Source organism: Pseudomonas sp. PIC25 (assembly GCF_002286785.1).
GTDB lineage: Bacteria > Pseudomonadota > Gammaproteobacteria > Pseudomonadales > Pseudomonadaceae > Pseudomonas_M.
In genome coordinates this window covers 19,579-42,355 of the sequence record NZ_MUJY01000167.1, presented here as the reverse complement: position 1 = coordinate 42,355, position 22,777 = coordinate 19,579, and the positions used below count along the sequence as shown (strand labels likewise).

Genomic DNA, 22,777 nt, shown 5'->3' with positions numbered 1-22,777 from the left:
GGAAGCCAGTTGCGGGGGCGAATGAATTCGCCCCCGCACGGAGTCCGGCTTTGCTTTTGTAGGAGCGAGCTTGCTCGCGAATGGAGCCACGCAAAGCTTCGCCAGCAGAGCTGGCTCCTACAAGCCCGGTGTGAGGCGACGGCCGGCGTATGATTTCCGCCTTTGGATGTACGACCCAGGCGGAAATCGATACTTCGGCAGGGTAGCCGACGAGCGTGCTCACGTTAATATCATCAAGCCAGTATGATCGAAATGTGACAGGGCTGACCGACTGCCCGTTGCCCGGCCCACCTTCTTCACGCCCCCAGAGACGGTCCCGTATGAGCGCCCTGCCCCGTTTTTTCGCGTGCCTGCTTCTGTTGCCCGCCTTCGTTTCCTCCGCGTTGGCCGATGATCGCTGGCAGAGCCAGCCGGAGGGGCCGGTGATTCTGACGGTGACGGGCCAGTTGGGCTGTTGCCCGGAGGGAGTGGCGTTGTTCGACCGGGCGCGGCTGGAGGCGTTGCCGCAGACGAAGGTCAAGACGCTCACGCCCTGGACGGAGCAGGCGGATACCTATGAGGGCGTGTCGATCCGCGATCTGCTCGGGCAGCTCCAGGCCAGTGGCCGGTTCATCGAGGCGAAGGCGCTGAACGACTATCACACCCGTTTCGAGGTGCAGACGGTGCTGGATTACCCGGTGATCCTGGCGACGCGGAAGAACGGCGAGCCGATGCCGGTGCGCAACAAGGGGCCGATCTGGATCATCTATCCGCTGAGTGACTTCCCGCCGCTGCGCAAGGAGCTGCATCACCAGGCGATGGTCTGGCAGCTCAAGTCCCTGACCATCGTCGAGTAGCGACCCATGCTGCGTTTGCGCTATCTGTTCCTGACGCTGGTCACCCTCGGTTTCGCCGGCGGGATCGTGGCGTCGCTGGTGCACAACCAGCGCAGCGCGGAGATGAATACGGCACGCATCCAGCTCTCGGCCTGGTCGCTGGCGCAGTTGGAATTCGAGTATCTGCGGTTCTACGACACGCTGCGTCTGTACCGGGCAGGCGCGGCCGATGCGGGCCGGCTGAGGATGTCGTTCGACCTGCTGTGGAGTCGCCTGGACGTTTTCTTGACCGGCGATGAGAACCGCGCGATTCGCCAGCGTTTCGGCGGGGAGAATACGGCGAAGGCGCTGCTTGCGCAGTTGCAGGCGGACGAGCCGTTGATCTTCGCGCCCGACCTGAAGCCGGACGCGGGCCTCGATGCGGCGATCGCCCGCTATGCCGCGTTCCAGGCGCCAATCCGCGATCTGATGATCCATAACTTCACCGGGCCGGACGCGGCGCACATCGCCGATGAGATCAACCGCCACCATTACCTGACGCAGGTGTTCCTGCTCGGCCTGCTGTTCTGCGGTGGCGCGCTGGCGTTGATGCTGTTCTACGAGGCGCGGCGCAATCACCACATGGCGCGCAACGACGTGCTGACGCAACTGCCCAACCGCTTTCACTTCAAGACCTTGCAGAAGTCCCTCTCCCACCGCCATTGCTGTGCCCTGGCGGTGATCGAGCTGAGCAATTTCCGCGCGGTGAACGAGAACATCAGCCACGATGCGGGGGACCTGCTGCTGACGCGGGTCGGCGAGATTCTCAACAGCCTGAAGCCAGAAGGCAGCTTCATCGCCCGGGTGGATGGGGACGAGTTCGTGATGACGTTTCCGGATGGCTTCTCCGAGGAGCTGGTGAAGTCGACGCTGAACAGTCTGGCCATCGCCCTGTGTTTCGACTTCCAGAACGACAAGCACCTGTTCCAGGTCGGCACCCGCATCGGGCTCTGCTTCAACCCGGACCGGGCGTTCGATCTGCAGAAACTCTACCAGTTCGCGACGCTGGCCGTGCGCGAGCAGCGGTTGAGCAAGCGCAACGGACTGGCGCTGTTCACCGAGGAGATCAACAACCGCTATCTGCGCAGCCAGAGCCTGTTGAGCGACCTAAAGCGCGCCCTGGCGCCGGGTAGCAGGGCCGGTAACGACCTGTTGCTGCACTACCAGCCGATCGTCGCCTGCCATGGCGGGCAGACAGGGGTGGAAGTGCTGCTGCGCTGGCTGCATCCGCAGTTGGGCTATATCTCGCCGCTGGAGGTGGTGGAGCTGGCGGAGAACAACCAGATGGGCCCGGATCTGGGACGCTGGGTGCTGCAACGGCTCAAGCGCGATCTGCTGAACATCCCGCCTTCCGTGCGCAATGCGCTGTTCTATTCGGTGAACATCGCGCCATCGCAATTTACCCGCGAGTTGCCGGAGCAGCTGCGGGCGTGGCTGGCGGAAACGCCGATCCGCGCGGAGCAATTGCAGGTGGAGATGACCGAGTCGATCTCGGTGGCCAATTTCGTCGATGGCTCGCTGATTCTCCGGCGGCTCAACCAGCTGGGTATCCAGGTGGCGCTGGACGATTTCGGGACGGGTTATTCGTCGCTCTCGTACCTGAAGGAGCTGAATATCCAGCGGGTGAAGATCGACAAGTCGTTCATCCAGGGCATCGGCCGCAATGCGCAGCAGCAACAGGTGGTGCGCAGCATTATCGCCCTCTGCCACACCTTCCATTTCAAGGTGGTGTGCGAAGGCATCGAGGACGAGCTGGATGCCCAGCAGGTGTCGAGCCTGGGCAGCGATTTCGCCCAGGGCTACTGGTATGGCAAGCCGATGCCGATGCAGGCACTGCTGGTGTGGCTCACCGTTGCGCAGGAGGCGGCGACACCGAGCTATCCACGTCATGCGCCGGTCGAGGTGCAGTCCGTTCCTCCGGTCGAGTGAGTGTTCGGACGAATGAATTCGCCCGACGGGCAGGCGTTTTTCAGCGGACGAAGGTCTGGGCGAAGCGTTCGGCGCTGCTGCGGATGGCGGCGGTTACCTGAGGGACCTGTTCCGCCAGCGCGATCTGGTCTCGCAGAACGGTTTCGACGGCGAGGAGAAGCCGCTCGATGCGTTCCTGTGGATGGCGGACGTCGCAACGGACGGCGAACTCGAGGATGCCCAGGCGGGAGGCGAACAGGCTCTTGCTGCCGCCGAGTTCCAGTGCCAAGGCGTCGTCCGGAAGGTAGGCGGTGGTATTGACGATATCGAAAGCCGGGGCCAGCCGCGCGTCCCGTGCCGATGGCTGGCTGTAGAGCAACCCGAAGTTCTTCAAGTGGGCATCGCCATTGCCGACGATGCAACTCAGGGCGACGCTGTCGAAAAGCTCGCTCAGGGAGCGTGCCTGGCTCTCGCCGAAGCAGAACAACCGGACGGCCTTGGCGATCAGCTCATAGCTTTTGCTGTACTTCATGGCCGCCGGCAGCCCCATGAGGGCGGCCATGTCTTCGAAGCCGATCGGCTGGCCGCTGTCGTCCCGGTCGAAGCGGCGCATGACGAACATCTGCAGATTGCGCGACAGATAGAACTCAGGCACCGGCAACCCGGCTTGCCTGGCCATGCTCATGCAGAGGAACTCATTGATGGCCAACCCGGGAAATTCGTCGCGCCCGCTCTTGACGATGAGGTCGGAAGTCCGTGCCGTGGCCTTGTCCCGGCTGCCCGCTTCCGGCACCAGGACCTTGGGCTGGACCCCGGAAATTCCAGCCCGCAGGATGTAGCGATCGACCAGTTCGGCGAACAGGTTTTCAGTGCCATCCCAGGCGAGGATATCCTCCAGTCGCTCCCCCGGCCCCGTGCGTTCCTGCCGTTTCAGCAAGGCATCGACCTGCTCCGATTGCACGGCCAGCCGACCGATGGGAGCACTGCTACCGCTCAAGGCAAGCAGCAGCATGGGATCGAGCGGGGTGATCTTGGCCAGGCGATTGCGCAACTGCTCCAGCAGATAGCCTTCCGGCAGGTTCATCTGGAATACCGGGTGCAATTCGCGGGACCGGTATTCCGCCGTTCGTACGGGCATCAGCAAGCTGATGGCACAGTCGCGGGTGGCATCGTCGGCGTAGCGGAACAGGTAGTCGTCGCGGTCGAGCAGCACGCTACCGCTCGGCCCCTGGGGCGTCGAGACCGAAAGACGGCCGATGGTACTCATCCGAAGAGGCCCCGGATGTCGTCAAGGGTCGGTAGTTGCGCCGGCACGACCTGCAGCTCGCCCTCCAGGCTGGCGATCACCCGTGTGTAGAAATTCAGCGCCACCGTACCGTGGCCCTTTTCGACCTCGATCAGCTTCTGGCGGGTAATACCGGCCATTCCAGCCAATTCAGCCTGGGTCAACCCACGCTTGAGGCGTAGCTGGCGGATTTCAGCACCGAAGCGTTCGTTGATGAGCTGATAATCCATGTCATACAAACCTTACATTTAATCTTCAATGTAATTTATGCGTGACATTACGGGTTTGTCAAAGATCGGCTCACGCCGTGCCCGTGCGAGGAAGGCCGCGGACCGCTCCCGTCGGAGACTGGGGCGAAACGCTGTCGATCTGCCGTCATCCGCACTACAATGCGCGGCTCTTTTGCCTCGTGCCGGCCGTTCCAGGCCGCGCCCTCTTCCGCAGGACACGCTTTTGATTTCCACCGCCAATATCACCATGCAGTTCGGCGCCAAGCCGCTGTTCGAGAACGTTTCCGTCAAATTCGGCAACGGCAACCGCTACGGCCTGATCGGCGCCAATGGCTGCGGCAAGTCGACCTTCATGAAGATTCTCGGCGGCGAGCTGGAGCCGTCCGGCGGCCAGGTGATGCTGGAGCCGAACGTGCGCCTCGGCAAGCTGCGCCAGGATCAGTTCGCCTATGAAGACTTTTCGGTGATCGACACCGTGATCATGGGCCACACCGAGCTGTGGGCGGTGAAGGCCGAGCGCGACCGCATCTATTCGCTGCCGGAGATGAGCGAGGACGACGGCATGAAGGTCGCCGAGCTGGAGGTGCAGTTCGCCGAGTACGACGGCTATACCGCCGAGTCCCGCGCCGGCGAGCTGCTGCTCGGTCTGGGCATTCCGCTGGAGCAGCATTTCGGCCCGATGAGCGCGGTGGCGCCCGGCTGGAAGCTGCGCGTATTGCTGGCCCAGGCGCTGTTCTCCGACCCGGAAGTGCTGTTGCTGGACGAACCGACCAACCACCTGGACATCAACACCATCCGCTGGCTGGAGTCGGTGCTCACGGCGCGCAACAGCACCATGATCATCATTTCCCACGACCGCCACTTCCTGAACAGCGTGTGCACGCACATGGCGGACCTGGATTATGGCGAGCTGCGCCTGTTCCCCGGCAACTACGACGAGTACATGACCGCAGCGACCCAGGCCCGCGAGCGCCTGCTGGCGGACAACGCCAAGAAGAAGGCGCAGATCGCCGAGCTGCAAACCTTCGTCAGCCGCTTCTCGGCCAACGCCTCCAAGGCCAAGCAGGCTACCAGCCGCGCCCGGCAGATCGACAAGATCCAGTTGGAGGAAGTGAAGCCGTCCAGCCGGGTCAGCCCGTTCATCCGCTTCGAGCAGTACAAGAAGCTGCATCGCCAGGCGGTGACGCTGGAGAAGGTCAGCCAGGGCTATGACGGGGTGCCGCTGTTCAAGAACCTCAGCCTGCAGATCGAGGCCGGCGAGCGCGTGGCGATCATCGGCCCCAACGGGATCGGCAAGACCACCCTGCTGCGCACCCTGGTCGACGAGATGCCGCCACTGGCCGGCGAGGTGAAGTGGACCGAAAGCGCTGACGTGGGCTATTTCGCCCAGGATCACGCCGAGGACTTCGCCGACGACATGACGCTGTTCGACTGGATGGCCCAGTGGACCCAAGGCGGCGAGCAACTGGTGCGCGGCACGCTGGGCCGCATGCTGTTCTCCAACGATGAGATCAAGAAGTCGGTGAAGGTGATTTCCGGTGGAGAACAGGGCCGGATGCTGTTCGGCAAGCTGATCCTGAAGAAACCCAACGTGCTGGTGATGGACGAACCGACCAACCACTTGGACATGGAGTCCATCGAGGCGCTCAACCTGGCGCTGGAGAACTATCCGGGCACGCTGATCTTCGTCAGCCACGACCGCGAGTTCGTCAGTTCCCTGGCGACGCGCATCATCGAGCTGTCGGAAAACGGCGTGACCGACTTCAGCGGTACCTATGACGACTACCTGCGTAGCCAGGGCGTGATTGTCTGAGGATCGCCAACCGGTGAACAAGAAGCCCGCACATGCGGGCTTTTTTGTTCACAGCAGAGACGCGGATATGCGAAGGGCGAATGAATTCGGCTCAGGACGGCTTGCCGAGGAAATCCATCTTGCCGATGTCCAGGCCGTTGTGGCGGAGGATGGCGTAGGCAGTGGTGACGTGGAACATGAAGTTGGGCAAGGCAAAGGCGAGCAGGTAGTTCTGGCCGTCGAATTTCAGTTCGATGCTGGGGAACGTTAAGGTGATCGGCTTGCCCTCGCTGCCGTCGATCTGTTCGGCCGTCACGCTCTTGAGGAAGCTCTGGGTCTTGTCCAGGCGGGCCTGGAGTTCGGCGAAGGTGGTTTCGGTATCGGGATAGCTGGGGTTCTCGACACCGGCCAGGCGTGCGGCACAGCCCTTGGCGGTGTCGGTGGCAATCTGCACCTGACGCGCCAGCGGCAGCATGTCCGGCGCCAGACGGGCGTTGATCAGCACGTTCGGGTCGATCTTCTTCGCTTCGGCGTAGGCGACCGCCTTGTCGAGAATCTGTGCGAGGTTGCCCAGCATGCGCTGGAACACCGGAATCGAAGCCTGGTACATGGAAAGGGACATGACGTACTCCTGCAAGGTTTGGAGGAATGCGATAAGCAGCCAGCCTAGCCGATAAAGCGCTGGACAAAAGAGCTGCCAAACACGGCGCGAAGGTACAGATAGTCGATCCAGATGGCCTGGTGCAACGCGACGATGATCCAGAACGGAATCTGGAAGGACAGTTTGCGGGTCTTGTGGCGGAACGCCTGCTGGGCGAGCAAGGCGCCCGGCCAGCCGCCAAGCAGTTCGGCGAGGTGCAAGGTGCTTTCCGGGGTGCGCCAGTGGCCGTTGCGGGCGCTGTGCTTGTCGCGCCAGTAGAGAAAGAAGGCGACCGGGCTGGCGAGCCCATAGAACAACGCGGGCCAGAATGTGCCCTTGCCCAGCCAGAGTTGCAAACAGCCCCACAGCGGCAACGTGCATAGCACCGCCAGGGCCAACAGCTTGAGACGGGCGTTGCGGATGCCTTCGTTGCGCGTGGAGCGTCGTGGCTGTCGGTTGCGGTCGTTCATGAACCTGTCCCTCTATCGAGTCCGTCCCTGTGGCATGCTTGGCGGCGCTCCAACAACCCACCGCGAGAAAGGAGACCCGCCATGAATGCCGACGACATTGCCGCCTTCTGCCTGAGCCTGCCCGGCGCCCGGGAAGACCTGAAATGGGGCGGTGTCCGGGTGTTTTCCGTGGCCGGGAACAAGATGTTCGCCGTGCTCGATTTCATGGGCGAGGGCCTGGGCTTCAAGGTGGACAAGGAGCTTTTCCTGGGTTTCTGCGACCGTCCGGGTATTCAGCCTGCGCCTTATCTGGCACGGGCCCAGTGGATTCGGATGGAACCACCCTACCCGCTCGGCGACCAGGAGCTGCGCGAGTTGCTGACACGCTCCCACCAGTTGGTGGTGGGCAAATTGCCCAAGCGCCAGCGCATGGGGTTGTTGTTGGATTAGCGCGGTACAGGGCGAATGAATTCGCCCGGCTCTCCCCTGACGATCAATCCACCGCCGTGGACCAGTCGATCACACCCAGTTGCCAGGTCGCCAGGATCAGCAGGCCGAAGGCGATCCGGTACCAGGCGAAGGCCGCGTAGCTGTGGCTGCCGATGAACTTGAGCAGGGCCCGCACCGCCAGCATGGCGAAGATGAAGGCGGTGACGAAGCCGATGGCGAACACGCCGAAGTCGCCCGGCTGGAACAGTTCGCGATGCTTGTAGCCGGAATAGACCGCCGCGCCGACCATGGTCGGCATCGCCAGGAAGAAGGAAAACTCGGTGGCCGCCTTGCGCGACAGGCCGAACAGCAGCCCGCCGATGATGGTTGCGCCGGAACGCGAGGTGCCAGGGATCAGCGCCAGGCACTGGGCGCAGCCGACCTTCAAGGCATCCTGCCAACGCATGTCGTCCACCGTTTCGGCGCGGATGCGATGCTCCCGGCGCTCGGCCCAGAGCATGATCACACCACCGACCACCAGCGCCGCCGCCACGGTGATGGGGTTGAACAGGTAGTGCTGGATCAGATCGGCGAAGGTGACGCCCAGCACCACCGCCGGAAAGAACGCGACCATCAGGTTGACCGTGAAACGCTGCGCCTGGCGCTCGGTGGGCAGGCCGATCACCACATCGAGAATCTTGCGACGGTATTCCCAAATCACCGCGAGGATGGCACCGAGCTGGATGATGATGTTGAAGGCCTTGGCCCGCTCGCCGCCGAAGCCGATGAGGTCGGCAACGATGATCTGGTGGCCGGTGCTGGAGACCGGCAGGAATTCGGTCAGTCCCTCGACAATGCCCAGAATCAGCGCCTGAGCGGCAGTCCAAAGATCCATCAATCCTCCCATGGGGTGCAAAACATCATCGAACGCGTGAGCGTGCTTCAGGGGACGGGCCCGGCGAACGCATCGCCTGGCCGACAGGCGGCAAAAACGGCAGGAAATTAACCGGCGGGCGCTCAGGTTTACCGTTTTGCGGCCGAAATGCTAACAGACAGGCGTCCTCGCCGCAGCTGTCCCGTCGAACCTCGGCGGGATTACGCATAAGAATGATCGGAGCCCCGAATGAGTATTCTTCGCAACCTGCCTATCAACCGCCGCCTGTGGCTGATCCTGGCGCTCGCCGTCTTCATGCTCTTCATCCTCGGCGTGATGATGCTGCGGCAGATCCACACCGATCTGTACTTGGCCAAGGAGGAAAAGACCCAGCACGTGGTGGAAAGCGCGACAGGTATTCTCCGCTACTACCATGGCCTCGAGCAGGCCGGCGGTCTGAGCCGGGAAGACGCCCAGAAGCAGGCGATGGAGCTGATCCGCGGGTTGCGCTACGACAAGGACGATTATTTCTGGATCAACGACCTCGCCCCGCGCATGGTCATGCATCCGACCAATCCGAAGCTGGAAGGCCAGGACCTCTCGGGCATCAAGGACCCGGATGGCAAGGCGCTGTTCAACGAGATGGTGCGGATCGCCAAGAGCCAGGGTGCCGGCATGGTCGACTATCGCTGGCCGAAGCCGGGCAGCAGCGACCCGGTGCCGAAGATTTCCTATGTCGAACTGTTCCAACCATGGGGCTGGATCATCGGTTCGGGCGTGTATGTGGACGACGTGCAAGACGAGTTCCGCCAGCAAGCCTTGCACGCAAGCGGCGTCGGCATTGCCATCGTGGTGGTGATGGCGCTGCTGCTCGGCGTCATCGTGCGCAGCATCACCCGCCCCTTGCAGGAGGCGGTGCATGCCATGGCCGACATCGCCAGCGGTGAAGGCGACCTGACCCGCAACCTCGATCCGCAGGGCCAGGACGAACTGAGTGCCCTGGCCAGCCACTTTAATGCCTTCACCGACAAATTGCGCCGGGTGATCCAGCAATCCCTGCAGGCAGCAGGTACGCTCGACCAGGCCGCCCGCTCGCTGGGCGGGGTCGCCGGCGACGCGTTGCAGCACAGCCAGCAGCAGTCGCAGCAGATGGAACTGGTGGCCACGGCGATCAACGAAGTCACCTACGGCGTGCAGGACGTGGCGAAGAACGCCGAGCACGCGGCCAGTGAGGTCCGTGCCGCCGAGGAACAGGCCCGGCACGGCCAGCAGAACATCGATACCAGCCTGCGGCAGATCGATCAGTTGTCCGCCACCATCGACCAGGCCGTGCAGGTGATCCAGTCGCTCGCCCAGGAAAGCACCCAGATCGGCAGCGTCCTGGAAGTGATCCGTTCCATCGCCGAACAAACCAACCTCCTCGCCCTGAACGCGGCCATCGAGGCGGCGCGGGCCGGCGAGCAAGGACGGGGCTTCGCCGTGGTAGCCGACGAGGTACGCCTGCTGGCCCAGCGTACCCAGCAGTCCACCGCGGAAATCCACTCGATGATCGAGCGCCTGCAAACCAATTCCGAAGCGGCGGTGAAAGTGATCCACGACAGCAGCCGCGCTTCCCAGGCCACCGTCGAGCAGGCCAGCCAGGCCGGCGAAAGCCTGACGCAGATCGCCCAGGCGCTGCGCAACCTCAGCGGGCTGAACGCTTCCATTGCCAGTGCTACGCTGCAACAAGCGCATGTGGTCGAAGACATCAACCAGAACGTGACCCAGGCCGCCGGGCTGGCGCACAACAACGCACTAGCGGCCGAGCAGTCCAGTTCGGCCAGCCAGAACCTTAATCAACTGGCCGAACAATTGAATCGGCTCTTGGGTCAATTCCGCGTATGAGATAGGCTCTGCCGGCATTTTCTCCCGAGGGGGCGAAAGTGCCGGTGAAGCAGGCGGGACGGGCATTCCGGACCGAGATATCCGTCACAGAAGACGGGTGAAGCGTATCAACAGAAAGAGCCCTGAATGAGCAGTATGGAACATCAGGAAGTCGACCTCAGCCGGCCTCAGAATCAGGACTTGGTCTGGGACCTGGACAGCATCGCCCGGCGCGAACTCGCCGAGCGCTTCATCCGGCTGTTCGAGAATCGCCTGTGCGTCTATTCCGAGTCGGTGCGCCAGCTCTATACCAATTACAACCTGCACTTCCCGTCCGATCTCGGTCGCAAGATGGTAGTGCTGCCTAACCCCTATGCCTTCCACGATACCCTGCACGGCATCGAATCCTCCGCCGTGCGCCAGACCGGCCTGTGTGTGCTGCCCGGCCTGGTTGCGGGCAAACCGGGCCTGCTGCTGACCACCCAGTCCAAAGAAGGCGGGCCAACGCCGAAGACCATGCCGTTCAAGCAAGCCCTGGCGCAGATCATCAGCAACCAGAAGAAGATCGGCGATGTGTTCCTGCCGATCCTGATGAAGGGCGACCTGCGCGAATTCGACCAGCGCACGCCCTACCTGCACCTGCACCGCCTGCAGGTGCACAAGCTCACCCACTTGTCCGAATTCGAACGCGACGACATCCAAGACACCATCACTCGCAAGCTGTTGCTGCTCTATCGCCAGGCCGACAGCCTGGTGTGCTGAGCAGGCGGAGCGCCGTCCGCGAGCAAACGCATTACTTCGTGGGAGCAAGGACCGCTCCGGTCGCGAAGGATTCGCGCCTGTAGAGGCCGATCGCTACAATCGCGTCTTTTCCGCCCTCCCCGCCGAACCTGGATTTCCGCATGTCCGCACTCGAACTCTTCGCTGCCGCCCTCGGCGTGCTGGCCGTCTGGCTTACCGTCCGGCAGAACCCTTGGTGCTGGCCGATAGGGCTGGTGATGGTGTTGCTGTATAGCTGGATCTTCTTCGAGGTGAAGCTGTATTCGGACATGCTGTTGCAACTGGTCTACGCCGTGCTGCAACTCTACGGCTGGTGGCAATGGACCCGCGGCGGCGACGCGCACCGGGGCCGCGAGGTCAATCGCCTGAGCGCTGGCGGGCTCGTCCTCAGCCTCGGTCTCGGCGCCGTCGGCAGCCTGGGGCTGGGCTATCTGATGGCCACCTACACCGACGCAGCCCAACCCTGGCTGGATGCCACCCTGACTGCCTTCAGCTTGGTGGCCCAGGCCTGGATGGCGCAGAAGCGCCTGGAATGCTGGCCATTGTGGCTGGTGCTGGATGTGCTCTTCGTCGGCCTGTTCGTCTACAAGGCGCTGTACCTGACCGCCGGGCTCTATGCCCTCTTCACGCTGTTGGCGGTCCAGGGCTGGCTGGCCTGGCGACGTGACCCGGCGCTGGCGGCGGCATGAAGACCCTGGTGCTCACCGGGCCGGAGTCCAGCGGCAAGAGCTGGCTGGCCGGGGAACTGCAAAGCGCCTTCGGCGGCATGGTGGTCGGTGAGTACGTGCGCCATTTCATCGAGTGCAAGGCGCGCGATACCTGCTACGCGGATATCCCCGCCATCGCCCGGGGCCAACTGGAGTGGGAAGACCGCGCCCGCCTGGCCGCCCCGCCGCTGCTGATCCTGGACACCCATCTGCTCAGCAACCTGCTGTGGAGCCATACGCTGTTCGGCGATTGCCCGGCCTGGATCGAGGAAGCCTTGCTGACGCGTCGTTACGACCTGCACCTGCTGCTCGCCGCCGATGGCGTGCCCTGGGTCGCCGATGGCCAGCGCTGCCAGCCGGATATCGATACCCGCCGGGCTTTCCAGCAGGCCTGCCGGGACTGGCTGGAGCACCGCCGCCAGCCCTTCGTCGAAATCGGTGGGGATTGGGAGGCACGCCGGCAGCGTGCGCTGCACGTTGTCGGGGATTGGTTAGTCGCCGGGTAGCAATACACTGGCCCAAGCCAGCAACAGACAAAGCACCACGATGATGGTGAGCGGTTTGCGTAGGGCCGGATACCAGCGCGGCGCCAGGCCGATGGACACGGCGTGGACATCCGCCATGTAGAGTCCGATAAAAGCCACCAGGAACACCGGCAGGGCCAACGCCACCGGCAGCCCGCTGGCCACCGCGGCCCAGCCGAGCATCGGCGGGATGACCGACAGCCCGAGCTGAATCCGGGCATGTTCGTCGGTTTCCCTGGCGCGCATCGCCAGCCCCCAGTGGATCGCCCCCATGAAGGCGAGGGTCACGGCCGAGTAATCCAACAAGGCGGCCATCACCATCGGCCGCCAGCCGACCGGAATCACCCAGATACCGAGGGCGCCGCTGACAAAGGGGATCAGCCCGGCATAGCCAAGCAGGAGGGCCAGTTGGTGGGGATCTTTAGCTTCGAATGGGTGCATTGCGAACTCCTGAACCATCTAGTCCGCAGGTTAGCAGCCGTGGTGGTATCCGCCCATGCGCCGAAAGATGTGTTTCCGTGGAAATATGACCCTGGAGCCGTTGGCTAATAATTTGCCCCACAGGTGGTCCGCTGGCTGGCGAAATCTCTCGCTGTCCATTTCGCGAGCAGCGCTCGCCCCTACAACTATCCGGACCGCGACGTGCCAAACCGTAGGAGCCAGCTCTGCTGGCGAAGCCAGGTCGCGCCTCATCCACATGCGGAGCCCTGCAACAAAGGCAACGCCGACTTTGTAGGGGAGATTCCTTCTCCCACCCCACCCTCACTGGGCGGATAATTTGTCCCCTTAGGATGGCCCCTCAGAGCAACTGATGCTTGTGCAACAGCCGGTAGAACGTCGGCCGGGATATCCCCAGCATGCGCGCGGCCAGGCTGAGGTTGTTGCTGTAGCGGGTCAGCGCATCGCAGAGGGCCTGGTATTCCGCGCGCCGCTTGTAGTCCTCCAAGGTGCCGAGCAGGCCGATGCCGGGCAGGCCGCCCTCCAGGCCGAGGTCGTTGGCCTCGATGGTGTCATCGGCCAGAGCGAAGCCGCGACGTACCCGCGTGGCCAGTTCGCGCACGTTGCCCGGCCAGTGGTAGCGGGCCATGGCGGCCAGTGCCCGGTCGCTGAACGTCGGCGGATGCCGTCCACTGTCCGCCCCGTAGAGCGCCAGGAAATGCGTGGCGAGCAAGGCGATGTCGCCCTGACGCTTGCGCAAGGGGGCGATGTCGACCGTCTGCTGCCCCAGCCAGCCGAACAGCCCGACATCGAACCGGCCCTGGGTCACGGCCTCGTGCAGGCTGCTCCGGGTCGTTGCCAGGATGCGGACATCGGCCCGCCCGCGGCGCGGCATGCTCAGCCGCTCGAACAGGGCCTGCTGGACGGTCAGAGGCATCGCGGCGATGTCGTCGAGCAACAGCGTTCCACCCCGGGCAGCGAAGAGCCGGCCGTGGTCGTCACCGCTGCCGAACAGGGTCTGGCCCAGGCGCTCTTCCGGAAATACCGCGCAATCGACCACCACGAAAGGCCCACCCACCCGGCGGGAATGGCGATGCAGGACACGGGCGGCCAGTGTCTTTCCGGTGCCGCTCTCGCCCTGGATCAGCACGGGTGCATCGCCCGGTCCGAGCTTGGCGAGCTGCTTGCGCAAGCCGCGCAGTGCACGGCTATGGCCGATCAATTCCTGCTCATGCAGGCGGCTGAGCCCCCGTAGCCGGACCAGGCTCATGGCATGCCCCAGGCTCTGCTGGAACAGCAGCGGATCGCCCGGCAGGGCATGGCCGTCGAAGAACCATTCGCCGATGAAGTCGTTGACGCCGGGTGCCGGCAGCAGCTCGGGATCGAATACTGTCATCCATTCCGTGCCGCTCTGGCTGATCAGTGCCCTGATGCTGCCCAGGTGGGAAAGATGCTCCGGGCGCAGGCAGAGCAGGCCGATCTCGTAGCCCGCCGTAGGCGCCGAATCCAGCTCGCAGCGCTCGATGCCCCAGGCACAAGCGCCCAGCGCTTCCAGAAGCGGCTCGCACTCATCGTCCGGATCGACTACCAGTACGCGTCGAGAGGTAGGGGTTACTGCTTCCAACATGCTCCATCCTTTGACGCCATTTTTTTGAAACTTTCAATAAAAACAAATGCTTGGCGTGGCTGGATGTAACACTAGCAATATTTTTGACGCGTTATGAATCAATTCGCTATAGGGTCAATGCCGTTTGGTTCTCGGACCAAGGCTGCCCCTGGCGCTTGAGCTCCAGGCGGCGGACGAACTCCATCAGGATGATGGCGTAGAGCTCGTCCTGCAGGTGGGCGTCCTCGATGCCGGCATCGACGTTGGGGTTGTCGTTCACTTCGATGACCACCACCTTGCCGTTCGCCTGCTTGAGGTCGACGCCATAGAGGCCGTCGCCAATCAGGTTGGCGGTTTCCACGGCCAGCTCGATCACCTCCGGCGGCACCTCTTCTACCGGCAGTGTGGTGAAATCCCCGCTGGACTCCTCGGCATCCGGGCTATGGTCGTAAATCTGCCAGTGCCCCTTGGACATGAAGTACTTGCAGGCGAAGATCGGCTTGCGGTTGAGAATACCGATGCGCCAGTCGTATTCGGTGTAGAAGAATTCCTGGGCCAGCAGCAACACCGAATGCTCGAACAGCTCTTCGCTGACCTTGAGCAAGGCGGCCTGGTCCTCCACCTTGATCACCCCGCGCGAAAAGCTGCCATCGGGAATCTTCAGCACCAGCGGGAAGCCCAGGCGCTCGCCGACGCGTTCCAGTTCCAGCGGCCGCTCCTTGTAGAGAATTTCGGTCGCCGGCATCCCCAGCTTGTGCGCCCTCAACAAGTCGGTGAGGTAGACCTTGTTGGTGCAGCGCAGGATCGATGCAGGATCGTCGATCACCACCAACCCTTCGCTTTCCGCCTTCTTGGCGAAACGGTAGGTATGGTCGCCGACGCTGGTGGTTTCGCGGATGAACAGCGCGTCGTATTCAGCCAGGCGGGAATAGTCCTTCTTCTCGATCAGGTCGACTTCGATTCCTAGGCGCTTGCCGACGCGGATGAAGTTCTTCAGGGCTTTGGTGTTGGAGGGCGGCAGCTCTTCCTCGGGGTTGTGCAGGATTGCCAGGTCGAAACGCACCAGGCGCCGCGACCGGGGTTTGCGCCAGATCTTCCGACTGAAGTTGTCCAGCGCATTGGCGAACAGGTCTTCCTGGTCCTCGCGCAGCTTGTGCAAGGCGCCTGGCTTGATTCCGGTGATGTGCCAACTGTCGTTGCGGCGGAACTCCACCAGCAGCAGCGGACAGGGAAAGGCTTCGAACAACTGCCGCGCCAGCTCCTGCAGCGGCTCGATGTCGGTCCGGCCGAAATAAAGCGTCAGGGTGAACCCGTCGGTGCTGCCGAACGGGTGATCGGCCAGCGCCTTGTCCAGCGTCCGGTCCAGATCCTCCAGGGCCAGGCTGTAGAGCGCCTTGCGCGCCAGTTCGCTGATGGTGCGTACCGAGGGGATGACCCGGTGGCCACGCGCCTCGGCCAGCAGCGAGCAGTAATAGCCGTGGCCAAGGTACTTGTAGTTGCGGCACAGGTTGATCACCTGCACACGCTTGCCGCTATCGTCTTCGTTGGGTTGCTCCAGGTATTCCTGGACGCTGATGACATCTTCGCTGGGGTAATAGGAGGTCCAGTCCTCTTTGCGTTCGACGACGATGACCAGTCTGCTCACGATGTTTTCCCACTCCCCGCAGGCATGCCTGCCGTCCTACTTCAATCATAGTGCGGCCTTGCTGAGTCGGCCCTCAGCGCCAATACTCGGCCTTAGGGTCGATCGACATGGCCCGTCCTTTCCGGATGCAGGTGCAGTCCCGTCCATGAAACTCGATTTGCGCCCCGCCACCAGCGAGGATCTGTCCGCCTTGGTGGAGTTGGAAAACCGCTGCTTTGAAATAGACCGACTGTCACGGCGAAATTTCCAATGGATGATCAGCCGTGCCCACGCCAGCCTCATCGTCGCGGAAGGCGAGGCCGGGGTGCTCGGCTATGCCTTGGTGCTGTTCCATCAGGGCACGTCGCTGGCGCGGCTCTACTCCATCGCCGCCGATCCTCGTGCGCGCGGCATCGGTCTCGGCCAGCGCCTGCTGGATGCCGCCGAGAATGCCGCCCGCGAACACGATTGCGCCTACTTGCGCCTCGAGGTACGACCGGACAACCGTACCGCCATCACCCTCTACGAGCGCAATGGTTACCGTCCCTTCGCCACGGTCAGCGATTACTACGAGGACCACAGCGAAGCCCTGCGCTTCGAGAAACGCATCCACCAGCTCAGCGCGAGCCGGCGGCGGCTCGCCCCCTTCTACCGGCAAACTACCGAGTTCACCTGCGGTCCGGCCTGCCTGATGATGGCCATGGCGGCGCTCGACTCCAGCTATCGCATGACCCGCCGTGACGAGCTGCGTCTGTGGCGCGAAGCCACCACCATCTATATGACCGCCGGGCATGGCGGCTGCAGCCCGCACGGCCTTGCCCTGGCCGCCTGGCGACGGGGCTTCCGGGTCGGCCTGCAGGTGAACGTGAGAGGGCCGCTGTTCCTCGACGGCGTACGCAGCGAGGAGAAACGCGCGGTGATGCGGGTGGTGCATGAGGACTTCTGCTCCGAGCTGGAACAGAGCGGCGTGGAGGATCTGCGCGGTGGCCCGCTGGACATCCCCTCCCTTCTCGCCGCCGGCGGCAAGCCGCTGGTCTTGATCAGCAGCTACCGCCTGACCCGCTCGAAAGCCCCGCATTGGATTCTGGTCACGGATTGCGACGAGGATTTCGTTTATCTACATGACCCCGACGTCGACCACAGCCTGCATCGCCAGCCCCTGGATTGCCAGCACGTGCCTGTCAGCCACGGAGAATTCGAGAAAATGAGCCGCTTCGGCCGTAGCAAACTGCGCGCGGCCGTCGTGCTCTACAAGGGCGGGCAGGAGCGTGATCAATCAGCCGCTAAGAAATAGAGGTATGTCACACTGATAGCATATTGCCAATCACCCTAAAGCTTGGCATAAACGTTCGCCATTGAATCCAAGAAGGCTACAAGGAAGTAATCTGATGCGTATTCTTCGTCGCGCCCTTCTGTCGATCCTTCTGATCGTGCTGGCCGGGCTGGCCGTCGTGCTGTACTACGTCGCCAATCCCAACTTGCCCACTTACCAGCGCCCCGAGCAGCTTCACTACCTGGACCAGTGGAGCCCGCAAGCCCGCCAGACCTACTACTACACGCCTCAGGGGACCCAGGTGAAAGGCCTGCGCTACGATTGGTTCACCGCGCTCGAACTACCCTTCTCCCGCGAGCGCTTCGCCACCCCGGAATACTTGGCGCGTTTCGGTTTCCTGATCGATCCCGAGCAAAAGCCCAGCGAGGTGAACCCCGGCAACCTGCCGGTCGGTTTCGCCCGTCACCAGGATGACGAAACCGGGGCCAATTACCTGGATGTCACCTGCTCGGCCTGCCATACCGGCGAGCTGCGCTACAACGGCCAGGCCGTGCGCATCGACGGCGGCTCCGCGCTGCACTCGCTGGCCTCCACCGTTCCGACCCTGCGCGGCGGCAGCTTCGGCCAGGCGCTGGGCATGAGCATGGCCTTCACCTACTACAACCCGCTGAAATTCAGGCGTTTCGCCGAGGCGGTGCTTGGCGACGACTATCCCCAGGGCAAGGACCAACTGCGCGCCGACTTCAAGGCGGTGCTGGACCGCCTGCTCGGCCAAGCCTGGAACGATACCCACCGGGGGCTCTACCCCACCGAGGAGGGCTTCGGCCGCACCGACGCCTTCGGCCGTATCGCCAATACCGTGTTCGGCGACGCCATCGATCCCGCCAACTATCGGGTCGCCAATGCACCGGTGAGCTACCCGCAGGTCTGGGATATCTGGAAATTCGACTGGGTGCAGTGGAACGGCTCGGCCATGCAGCCGATGGCACGCAACATCGGTGAGGCCCTGGGCGTCGGCGCCACCCTGCGCCTGTTCGAAGAGAATGGCCACACCCTGCCGGTCGACCAGCGCTACCCGTCCGGGGTGCGCCTGAACGATCTCTACACCGTGGAAGAGACCCTCAAGCAGCTCAAGCCGCCGACCTGGCCGGAAGAGATGTTCGGCAAGGTCGATCTGCGCCTGGCCAGTCAGGGCCGTGCCCTGTTCACGGAAAACTGCGCCTATTGCCACGCTCCCGATCCCAAGCCGGTCGAGGAGCGCCTCGCGCCGAGCCGCGATCCGGAATGGAAGATGCGCATCGTGCCGACACGCATCGTCGGCACCGACCCAACCACCGCCGACAACATTGCCGACCACCGTTTCGACATTCGCAAGCTGGGCTGGACCAAGGACGAGCTGAGCAAGCTGGACGTTCATCTGTACGGTTCCAGCCTCGACGAAGTGGACTTCTCGAACATCTCCAGCGCCAAGGGCCTGGCCTATCTCACCGCCTACGTGGAAGACCGGGCCTACCGGGATGCCGATATTTCCCCGGCGCGCCAGCAGGTGATGAATGGCTTCGGCATGGACATCGGCGTACAGGAGAAACGCGGCTACAAGGCGCGCCCCCTGCATGGCATCTGGGCCACGCCGCCGTTCCTGCATAACGGCTCGGTGCCCAACCTGTTCCAGCTCCTCTCCCCGGTTTCCGAACGCGCCAGCGAGTTCTGGGTCGGCAGCTTCGAGTTCGATCCCAAGCAGGTGGGCTTCCGTACCGAGAAATTCGACGGCGGCTTCCTGTTCCGCACCTCGGTCACCGGCAATGGCAACGGCGGCCACGAGTTCCGCGACGGTTGTCGCCAGGATGGGGTGATCGGTCGTGCCCTGGCACCCGAGGAGCGCTGGGCGCTGATCGAGTACCTCAAGGTGCTGGGTGACGAGCGCCTGGAGAATCAGTTGGAGTCGGTCGAGCCGAAACCCTGGAGCCCGGGACCGAACTGCCCGGGCTGATCCGCCCATCAACCGATTCGACGGAACGATAACGACAAGAGGGACCGCCCCATGCTCACACGCTTCTGGCTCTGGCTGGGCCGCCTGCTCGGCAAGCTCCTGCTGGCCCTGCTGCTCGTCGGCCTGCTCGGCTGGGGAATCGGCGAAGCCTATTACAGTTGGAAATTCTCCGGACCGGTGTCCGTCGAGGAGCAGATTCCGCCGGGCGAAGCGGCAATAAGCCGGGGCATCATCGAAGATGCCATCCGCATCGTCGAACAGCACCGCGACAACACCCGCGTCCTGCGTGATGCCCATGCCAAGGCCCACGGCTGCGTCAAGGCCGAGGTCCGGGTGCTGGACAATCTCGACCCGGACCTGCGCCATGGCGTACTGGCCGCCCCCGGGAAGACCTGGCAGGCGTGGATGCGTCTGTCCAACGGCAACGCCTACCCGCAGTTCGACAATTTGCGCGACGCCCGCGGCATGGCCATCAAGCTCCTCGACGTACCCGGCGAGAAACTACTGCCACTTCCCGCCCACGCCGGCGAACAGGACTTCGTGATGTTCAACCACCCGGTGTTCTTCGTGCGCGACGTGGCCGAATACAAGCAGAACTTCGCCGCCCAGGCCGACGGCAAAAAGGTCCTGGCGTTCTTCCCCGGCTGGGACCCGCGCACGTGGGAAATCCGTCATCTGATCATCGCTATGAAGACCCTGGCACCGCCGCCGGATAGCCCGACCCTGGCGACCTACAACTCCATCGCCCCGTTCAAGCTCGGCCCGCACAACATCAAGTACCGTGTGGTGCCTGCGCCGGAGAACTGCCCGGCCTATGAGCTGCCGAAGCAGAACACGGACCTGCCCAACTTCCTGCGCAATGCGCTCTACCAGCAACTCTCGCTGGACCGGGTGCCGGCCTGTTTCGCCCTCCAGATCCAGCGGCAGAAACCCGAGCACTTCATGCCCATCGAGGACACCAGCGTGGAATGGGACGAAGACCTCTCGCCCTTCGAGACCGTCGCCACCATCCAGGTGCCGGCACAGGACTTCGATAGCCGCGAGCAGAACCTGTTCTGCGACAACCTCTCGTTCAACCCCTGGCACGCCTTGCCGGAGCATCGTCCGATCGGGGGCATCAACCGCCTGCGCAAGGCGGTCTACCAGGCCGTCAGTACCTATCGGCACCAGCGGAACCAGGCCATCCCCAATCAGCCGTGAGATCGTTCTCGCTCCGCCTGAATGGGCAGCAGGCGGAGCGTTCAGCAAGCCGAACGGCGGATTAGACGGTGCCGGAGCCTTCCAACCATAGGGCTTCGTAAAACAGTCGTTTTACGCCACTATTTAGCCATGGAGCCGCAACGCCCGCCCCGTGCGGGCTGTGGCTTTAAGCCATCTTTGCGCCAAAAAATTTTCGTCAGAAAAGCGCGAAAAACGTCTCACCCGAAGCAGCACAATGCTACAGTCTCCAAACCAGTGGTCAGGCTAGCTCCCTCTCCCTGAACATACTGGGCCGAGGAGCCGCGGTCCTTCTTATTGCGTTGCCTGTAGGACTGCACGTTGAACAGACTCACCTTCGCCAAAGCGCTCGAGTTGATGAAGCTTCATTTCCACCCGTTCGGATTCGAAGCTACCCTTGAAACCCCCACCAGCCTCCTCGTCCGTGTCTTCGATCTGACCACCGGCGACACCCTGCTGACCGTCACGGGCATTCGCTGCTCGACAGCTCCCAGCCTGGACGATGTGGAACGCATCATTCGTACCGTCGAGTCCGATCTGGAAGTCATCCTCGAAGACCGCATCCCCCGCGCTATGTAAGGCGTGCCGGCCTGCTCCGCGCGAGGCCTTCGTCGTCGCGCGCGAAGGTCTATCTTTCAGCAATACGACAATCGCGATTATTTTTGCGACCCCCTGTGACTTTGGGGTCAGGTCTCTCCATCCATATGCGTAACTGGCCGCCGATGACGGCGGCCCGTCCATGATTGGGCACACCTACGGAGAATCCGACCCATGAACGCCCCGCTCCGTGTCAACGAAGCACTCTTGATTGCAGGCCGCGCTTTCCAACCGTTCCAGTGCGTGGCCTGGGCGCCGCAAGACGGCAACGGTGAACTCAACCTGAGCGTCATCGACCGCACCTGCAACCGCCTGCTGGGCCGCAACCGGATTTCCCGCAGCATCTATTCCGACCCGCAGCGCTTGGCCGAAATCCTTCGGGAAGCCCGTCAGGAACTGTGCCAGGAAGGCTTCAGCCTCGCTCCCTGGCAGATGCCCGAGTAAAGCGTCTACGCTGACAAGAGAAAGGCCGGGGATTGGTCACCCGGCCTGCTCTCGATAGCTCCACTTCGGCAATACCGACCGATCCGTCCAATTCGGGGTCTATCGAAAAGACGCTGAAAAGGAGACCGTCATGAAAGGTGCCGAAGCCTATGTGAACGACCAGTGGCAGACCTGCGGCCTGAACGATCTGCCCCAAGGCCCCGGACCGCTGGACGTCACCCTGCATTTCGCCATTCCTGGCGATACTCAGTTCACCGGCCTGCTCAACCACATCTGCGAAGTCGCCGAGCGCCATCTGTGCGAGGCCTATCCAGGACGCAGCGTTCATCATCAACCCATTGTCGGCTCGGTCGTCGGTGACGGCAGTGGCAACGGTATCGTGCTCCATTACCGGATCGGCCCTGCAGCCGAGTGATATCGAGCCGAGCAACGACGAACTCCAAGCGCGCCCGCTGTCTACTTTTGAGAGCGCTCCGATCTCGCCGGCCAAGGCCGCCGAGCCCGGTCGAATCCGCAACCCGTGGCTTCCGCCCGCTATCCCGCGTACAGGAGAACAGCATGGCAACCCCTTCTTTCACCCTCGATGAGGCCATGAGCATCGCCAGCCAGGCATTCCTGCCGTATCGCTGCGTGACGTTGCCACATGCCGAGGATGCGAGTTTCGCCATGCACATTCACGATGACACCGACCGGGAAATCCTCTCGGTCCCGCATGTGGCCCGCTCGCAGTACTGCGACCCGGTTCGCCTGGCCGGCATGCTGGAGCAGGCGCGACTCGACCTGAGCAAAGATGGCTACAGCCTGCTGCCCTGGTCCATGCCCTTCCAGCCGGACCTGGTCTTCGTCAATCACTGACGGTTGCATGCTGACAATCGGGTCGAACTGGTGCCCGCCCGTATCGGTCATTAGCAATGACGCCGGACATCCTGGCGCCGCGTGAGCCATGGCCACGTTGTCATATCCAGCGCAAAGGAGAACAGAATGCTTGGTGATCACTCCGAACTGCTGCAGCACCTCAACACCGCACGCAAGCATGCCGATCAGGCAGAAACCCAGAACAATCCCGCGCTGTATCGGGAAGCCATCGATGAACTGGTGGTGGCTGTAGAGCTGTTGGCACGCAACACGCCGGAACTGGAGGGCGAAATCCGCAAGGCCGCTTCCGAGCCGGAACTGCCCGCCTTCAAATAGCACCCGGAGCCCGGCGCCGTCCCCCGGCGCACCGGGCTCGCCCCATTCGCAGGGAGACCGC

24 protein-coding genes and 1 pseudogene are annotated in these 22,777 nt (G+C 63.0%); 17 read left to right on the top strand and 8 right to left on the bottom strand.

The annotated features are described in order from the left end of the window. The first annotated feature begins 320 nt into the window (after positions 1 to 320). Positions 321 to 836: a molybdopterin-dependent oxidoreductase gene (locus BZL41_RS21080; protein ID WP_095601082.1), complete on the top strand. Its 516-nt coding sequence runs from the start codon at positions 321 to 323 to the stop codon at positions 834 to 836. Positions 837 to 842: 6 nt separating this feature from the next. Then, positions 843 to 2,783 carry a bifunctional diguanylate cyclase/phosphodiesterase gene (locus tag BZL41_RS21075; RefSeq protein WP_095601081.1) on the top strand — a complete coding sequence of 647 codons (1,941 nt, stop codon included), beginning with the start codon at positions 843 to 845 and terminating at the stop codon, positions 2,781 to 2,783. Positions 2,784 to 2,823: 40 nt separating this feature from the next. Here BZL41_RS21075 and BZL41_RS21070 read toward each other — a convergent pair whose 3' ends face one another. Next, on the bottom strand, positions 2,824 to 4,029 hold the full coding sequence (locus BZL41_RS21070) for a type II toxin-antitoxin system HipA family toxin (protein ID WP_095601080.1): 1,206 nt from the start codon (positions 4,027 to 4,029) through the stop codon (positions 2,824 to 2,826). Next, complete coding sequence (locus BZL41_RS21065; RefSeq protein WP_095601079.1) at positions 4,026 to 4,277, bottom strand: helix-turn-helix domain-containing protein; 252 nt, start codon at positions 4,275 to 4,277, stop codon at positions 4,026 to 4,028. The genes BZL41_RS21070 and BZL41_RS21065 overlap by 4 nt, the downstream gene beginning before the upstream one ends. 223 nt (positions 4,278 to 4,500) lie before the next feature. Here BZL41_RS21065 and BZL41_RS21060 point away from each other — a divergent pair, with 223 nt between their 5' ends. Next, complete coding sequence (locus BZL41_RS21060; RefSeq protein ID WP_095601078.1) at positions 4,501 to 6,090, top strand: ABC-F family ATPase; 1,590 nt, start codon at positions 4,501 to 4,503, stop codon at positions 6,088 to 6,090. Positions 6,091 to 6,181: 91 nt separating this feature from the next. Here BZL41_RS21060 and BZL41_RS21055 read toward each other — a convergent pair whose 3' ends face one another. Further along, entirely contained in the window at positions 6,182 to 6,691 is a 510-nt protein-coding gene (locus BZL41_RS21055) for a DUF1993 family protein (protein WP_095601077.1), read from the bottom strand. A gap of 44 nt (positions 6,692 to 6,735) precedes the next feature. Continuing rightward, entirely contained in the window at positions 6,736 to 7,179 is a 444-nt protein-coding gene (locus BZL41_RS21050) for a DUF1294 domain-containing protein (protein WP_095601076.1), read from the bottom strand. A gap of 81 nt (positions 7,180 to 7,260) precedes the next feature. On the opposite strand from BZL41_RS21050, the gene BZL41_RS21045 reads away from it, so the two are divergent. After that, the gene (locus tag BZL41_RS21045; RefSeq protein WP_095601075.1) at positions 7,261 to 7,608 is read left to right on the top strand and encodes an MmcQ/YjbR family DNA-binding protein; all 348 of its coding nucleotides are present in this window, start codon (positions 7,261 to 7,263) and stop codon (positions 7,606 to 7,608) included. 43 nt (positions 7,609 to 7,651) lie between these two features. Here the strand turns inward: BZL41_RS21045 and BZL41_RS21040 are convergent, their stop codons facing one another. Continuing rightward, on the bottom strand, positions 7,652 to 8,482 hold the full coding sequence (locus BZL41_RS21040) for an undecaprenyl-diphosphate phosphatase (protein WP_095601074.1): 831 nt from the start codon (positions 8,480 to 8,482) through the stop codon (positions 7,652 to 7,654). Between the two features lie 228 nt (positions 8,483 to 8,710). On the opposite strand from BZL41_RS21040, the pseudogene BZL41_RS29510 reads away from it, so the two are divergent. The 5 genes and pseudogenes from BZL41_RS29510 to BZL41_RS21020 all read left to right on the top strand — a co-directional run. Beyond that, positions 8,711 to 9,487 (top strand): annotated as a pseudogene (locus BZL41_RS29510) (cache domain-containing protein); the annotation flags it as partial. A 123-nt stretch (positions 9,488 to 9,610) separates the two neighbouring features. Next, entirely contained in the window at positions 9,611 to 10,345 is a 735-nt protein-coding gene (locus BZL41_RS29505; protein WP_371916558.1) for a methyl-accepting chemotaxis protein, read from the top strand. Between the two features lie 126 nt (positions 10,346 to 10,471). Continuing rightward, positions 10,472 to 11,086 carry a hypothetical protein gene (locus BZL41_RS21030; RefSeq protein ID WP_095601072.1) on the top strand — a complete coding sequence of 205 codons (615 nt, stop codon included), beginning with the start codon at positions 10,472 to 10,474 and terminating at the stop codon, positions 11,084 to 11,086. Positions 11,087 to 11,226: 140 nt separating this feature from the next. Then, entirely contained in the window at positions 11,227 to 11,793 is a 567-nt protein-coding gene (gene pnuC / locus BZL41_RS21025) for a nicotinamide riboside transporter PnuC (RefSeq protein ID WP_095601071.1), read from the top strand. Next, complete coding sequence (locus BZL41_RS21020) at positions 11,790 to 12,317, top strand: AAA family ATPase (protein WP_095601070.1); 528 nt, start codon at positions 11,790 to 11,792, stop codon at positions 12,315 to 12,317. The genes pnuC and BZL41_RS21020 overlap by 4 nt, the downstream gene beginning before the upstream one ends. Here the strand turns inward: BZL41_RS21020 and BZL41_RS21015 are convergent. From BZL41_RS21015 to BZL41_RS21005, 3 genes are all read right to left on the bottom strand, one after another. Further along, positions 12,303 to 12,776, bottom strand: coding sequence for a DUF3429 domain-containing protein (locus BZL41_RS21015; protein ID WP_095601069.1), 474 nt, complete (start codon positions 12,774 to 12,776; stop codon positions 12,303 to 12,305). The two genes, BZL41_RS21020 and BZL41_RS21015, sit on opposite strands and share 15 nt — an antisense overlap. Before the next feature lie 358 nt (positions 12,777 to 13,134). Next, on the bottom strand, positions 13,135 to 14,400 hold the full coding sequence (locus tag BZL41_RS21010; RefSeq protein ID WP_095601068.1) for a sigma-54 dependent transcriptional regulator: 1,266 nt from the start codon (positions 14,398 to 14,400) through the stop codon (positions 13,135 to 13,137). Between the two features lie 106 nt (positions 14,401 to 14,506). Beyond that, the gene (locus tag BZL41_RS21005) at positions 14,507 to 16,024 is read right to left on the bottom strand and encodes a RimK family protein (RefSeq protein ID WP_095601067.1); all 1,518 of its coding nucleotides are present in this window, start codon (positions 16,022 to 16,024) and stop codon (positions 14,507 to 14,509) included. A gap of 145 nt (positions 16,025 to 16,169) precedes the next feature. Between BZL41_RS21005 and BZL41_RS21000 the strand changes: the two genes are divergently transcribed. The 8 genes from BZL41_RS21000 to BZL41_RS20965 all read left to right on the top strand — a co-directional run bounded on the left by BZL41_RS21000 (position 16,170) and on the right by BZL41_RS20965 (position 22,716). Continuing rightward, a complete protein-coding gene (locus BZL41_RS21000) occupies positions 16,170 to 17,297 on the top strand; it encodes a GNAT family N-acetyltransferase/peptidase C39 family protein (protein WP_095601066.1) in 1,128 nt (375 codons plus the stop codon). A gap of 94 nt (positions 17,298 to 17,391) precedes the next feature. After that, positions 17,392 to 19,266: a di-heme-cytochrome C peroxidase gene (locus tag BZL41_RS20995; protein WP_095601065.1), complete on the top strand. Its 1,875-nt coding sequence runs from the start codon at positions 17,392 to 17,394 to the stop codon at positions 19,264 to 19,266. Between the two features lie 51 nt (positions 19,267 to 19,317). Then, a complete protein-coding gene (locus BZL41_RS20990) occupies positions 19,318 to 20,466 on the top strand; it encodes a catalase family protein (RefSeq protein ID WP_095601064.1) in 1,149 nt (382 codons plus the stop codon). Between the two features lie 339 nt (positions 20,467 to 20,805). Further along, complete coding sequence (locus BZL41_RS20985) at positions 20,806 to 21,063, top strand: DUF1652 domain-containing protein (protein ID WP_095601063.1); 258 nt, start codon at positions 20,806 to 20,808, stop codon at positions 21,061 to 21,063. Between the two features lie 192 nt (positions 21,064 to 21,255). Further along, the gene (locus BZL41_RS20980; protein WP_084338483.1) at positions 21,256 to 21,525 is read left to right on the top strand and encodes a hypothetical protein; all 270 of its coding nucleotides are present in this window, start codon (positions 21,256 to 21,258) and stop codon (positions 21,523 to 21,525) included. 130 nt (positions 21,526 to 21,655) lie between these two features. Beyond that, a complete protein-coding gene (locus BZL41_RS20975; protein ID WP_084338485.1) occupies positions 21,656 to 21,940 on the top strand; it encodes a hypothetical protein in 285 nt (94 codons plus the stop codon). Positions 21,941 to 22,083: 143 nt separating this feature from the next. Further along, positions 22,084 to 22,380 carry a hypothetical protein gene (locus tag BZL41_RS20970; protein WP_095601062.1) on the top strand — a complete coding sequence of 99 codons (297 nt, stop codon included), beginning with the start codon at positions 22,084 to 22,086 and terminating at the stop codon, positions 22,378 to 22,380. Between the two features lie 126 nt (positions 22,381 to 22,506). Beyond that, on the top strand, positions 22,507 to 22,716 hold the full coding sequence (locus BZL41_RS20965) for a hypothetical protein (protein ID WP_084338489.1): 210 nt from the start codon (positions 22,507 to 22,509) through the stop codon (positions 22,714 to 22,716). The last annotated feature ends 61 nt before the right edge of the window (positions 22,717 to 22,777 follow it).

Excerpts from the sequence above, each read along its gene's own strand:
- BZL41_RS21080 (WP_095601082.1), top strand. The coding sequence starts at position 321 with ATGAGCGCCCTGCCCCGTTTTTTCGCGTGCCTGCTTCTGTTGCCCGCC.
- BZL41_RS21075 (WP_095601081.1), top strand. The coding sequence starts at position 843 with ATGCTGCGTTTGCGCTATCTGTTCCTGACGCTGGTCACCCTCGGTTTC.
- BZL41_RS21070 (WP_095601080.1), bottom strand. The coding sequence starts at position 4,029 with ATGAGTACCATCGGCCGTCTTTCGGTCTCGACGCCCCAGGGGCCGAGC.
- BZL41_RS21065 (WP_095601079.1), bottom strand. The coding sequence starts at position 4,277 with ATGGATTATCAGCTCATCAACGAACGCTTCGGTGCTGAAATCCGCCAG.
- BZL41_RS21055 (WP_095601077.1), bottom strand. The coding sequence starts at position 6,691 with ATGTCCCTTTCCATGTACCAGGCTTCGATTCCGGTGTTCCAGCGCATG.
- BZL41_RS21050 (WP_095601076.1), bottom strand. The coding sequence starts at position 7,179 with ATGAACGACCGCAACCGACAGCCACGACGCTCCACGCGCAACGAAGGC.
- BZL41_RS21045 (WP_095601075.1), top strand. The coding sequence starts at position 7,261 with ATGAATGCCGACGACATTGCCGCCTTCTGCCTGAGCCTGCCCGGCGCC.
- BZL41_RS21040 (WP_095601074.1), bottom strand. The coding sequence starts at position 8,482 with ATGGATCTTTGGACTGCCGCTCAGGCGCTGATTCTGGGCATTGTCGAG.
- BZL41_RS29505 (WP_371916558.1), top strand. The coding sequence starts at position 9,611 with ATGGAACTGGTGGCCACGGCGATCAACGAAGTCACCTACGGCGTGCAG.
- BZL41_RS21030 (WP_095601072.1), top strand. The coding sequence starts at position 10,472 with ATGAGCAGTATGGAACATCAGGAAGTCGACCTCAGCCGGCCTCAGAAT.
- pnuC (WP_095601071.1), top strand. The coding sequence starts at position 11,227 with ATGTCCGCACTCGAACTCTTCGCTGCCGCCCTCGGCGTGCTGGCCGTC.
- BZL41_RS21020 (WP_095601070.1), top strand. The coding sequence starts at position 11,790 with ATGAAGACCCTGGTGCTCACCGGGCCGGAGTCCAGCGGCAAGAGCTGG.
- BZL41_RS21015 (WP_095601069.1), bottom strand. The coding sequence starts at position 12,776 with ATGCACCCATTCGAAGCTAAAGATCCCCACCAACTGGCCCTCCTGCTT.
- BZL41_RS21010 (WP_095601068.1), bottom strand. The coding sequence starts at position 14,400 with ATGTTGGAAGCAGTAACCCCTACCTCTCGACGCGTACTGGTAGTCGAT.
- BZL41_RS21000 (WP_095601066.1), top strand. The coding sequence starts at position 16,170 with ATGAAACTCGATTTGCGCCCCGCCACCAGCGAGGATCTGTCCGCCTTG.
- BZL41_RS20995 (WP_095601065.1), top strand. The coding sequence starts at position 17,392 with ATGCGTATTCTTCGTCGCGCCCTTCTGTCGATCCTTCTGATCGTGCTG.
- BZL41_RS20990 (WP_095601064.1), top strand. The coding sequence starts at position 19,318 with ATGCTCACACGCTTCTGGCTCTGGCTGGGCCGCCTGCTCGGCAAGCTC.
- BZL41_RS20980 (WP_084338483.1), top strand. The coding sequence starts at position 21,256 with ATGAACGCCCCGCTCCGTGTCAACGAAGCACTCTTGATTGCAGGCCGC.
- BZL41_RS20975 (WP_084338485.1), top strand. The coding sequence starts at position 21,656 with ATGAAAGGTGCCGAAGCCTATGTGAACGACCAGTGGCAGACCTGCGGC.
- BZL41_RS20970 (WP_095601062.1), top strand. The coding sequence starts at position 22,084 with ATGGCAACCCCTTCTTTCACCCTCGATGAGGCCATGAGCATCGCCAGC.
- BZL41_RS20965 (WP_084338489.1), top strand. The coding sequence starts at position 22,507 with ATGCTTGGTGATCACTCCGAACTGCTGCAGCACCTCAACACCGCACGC.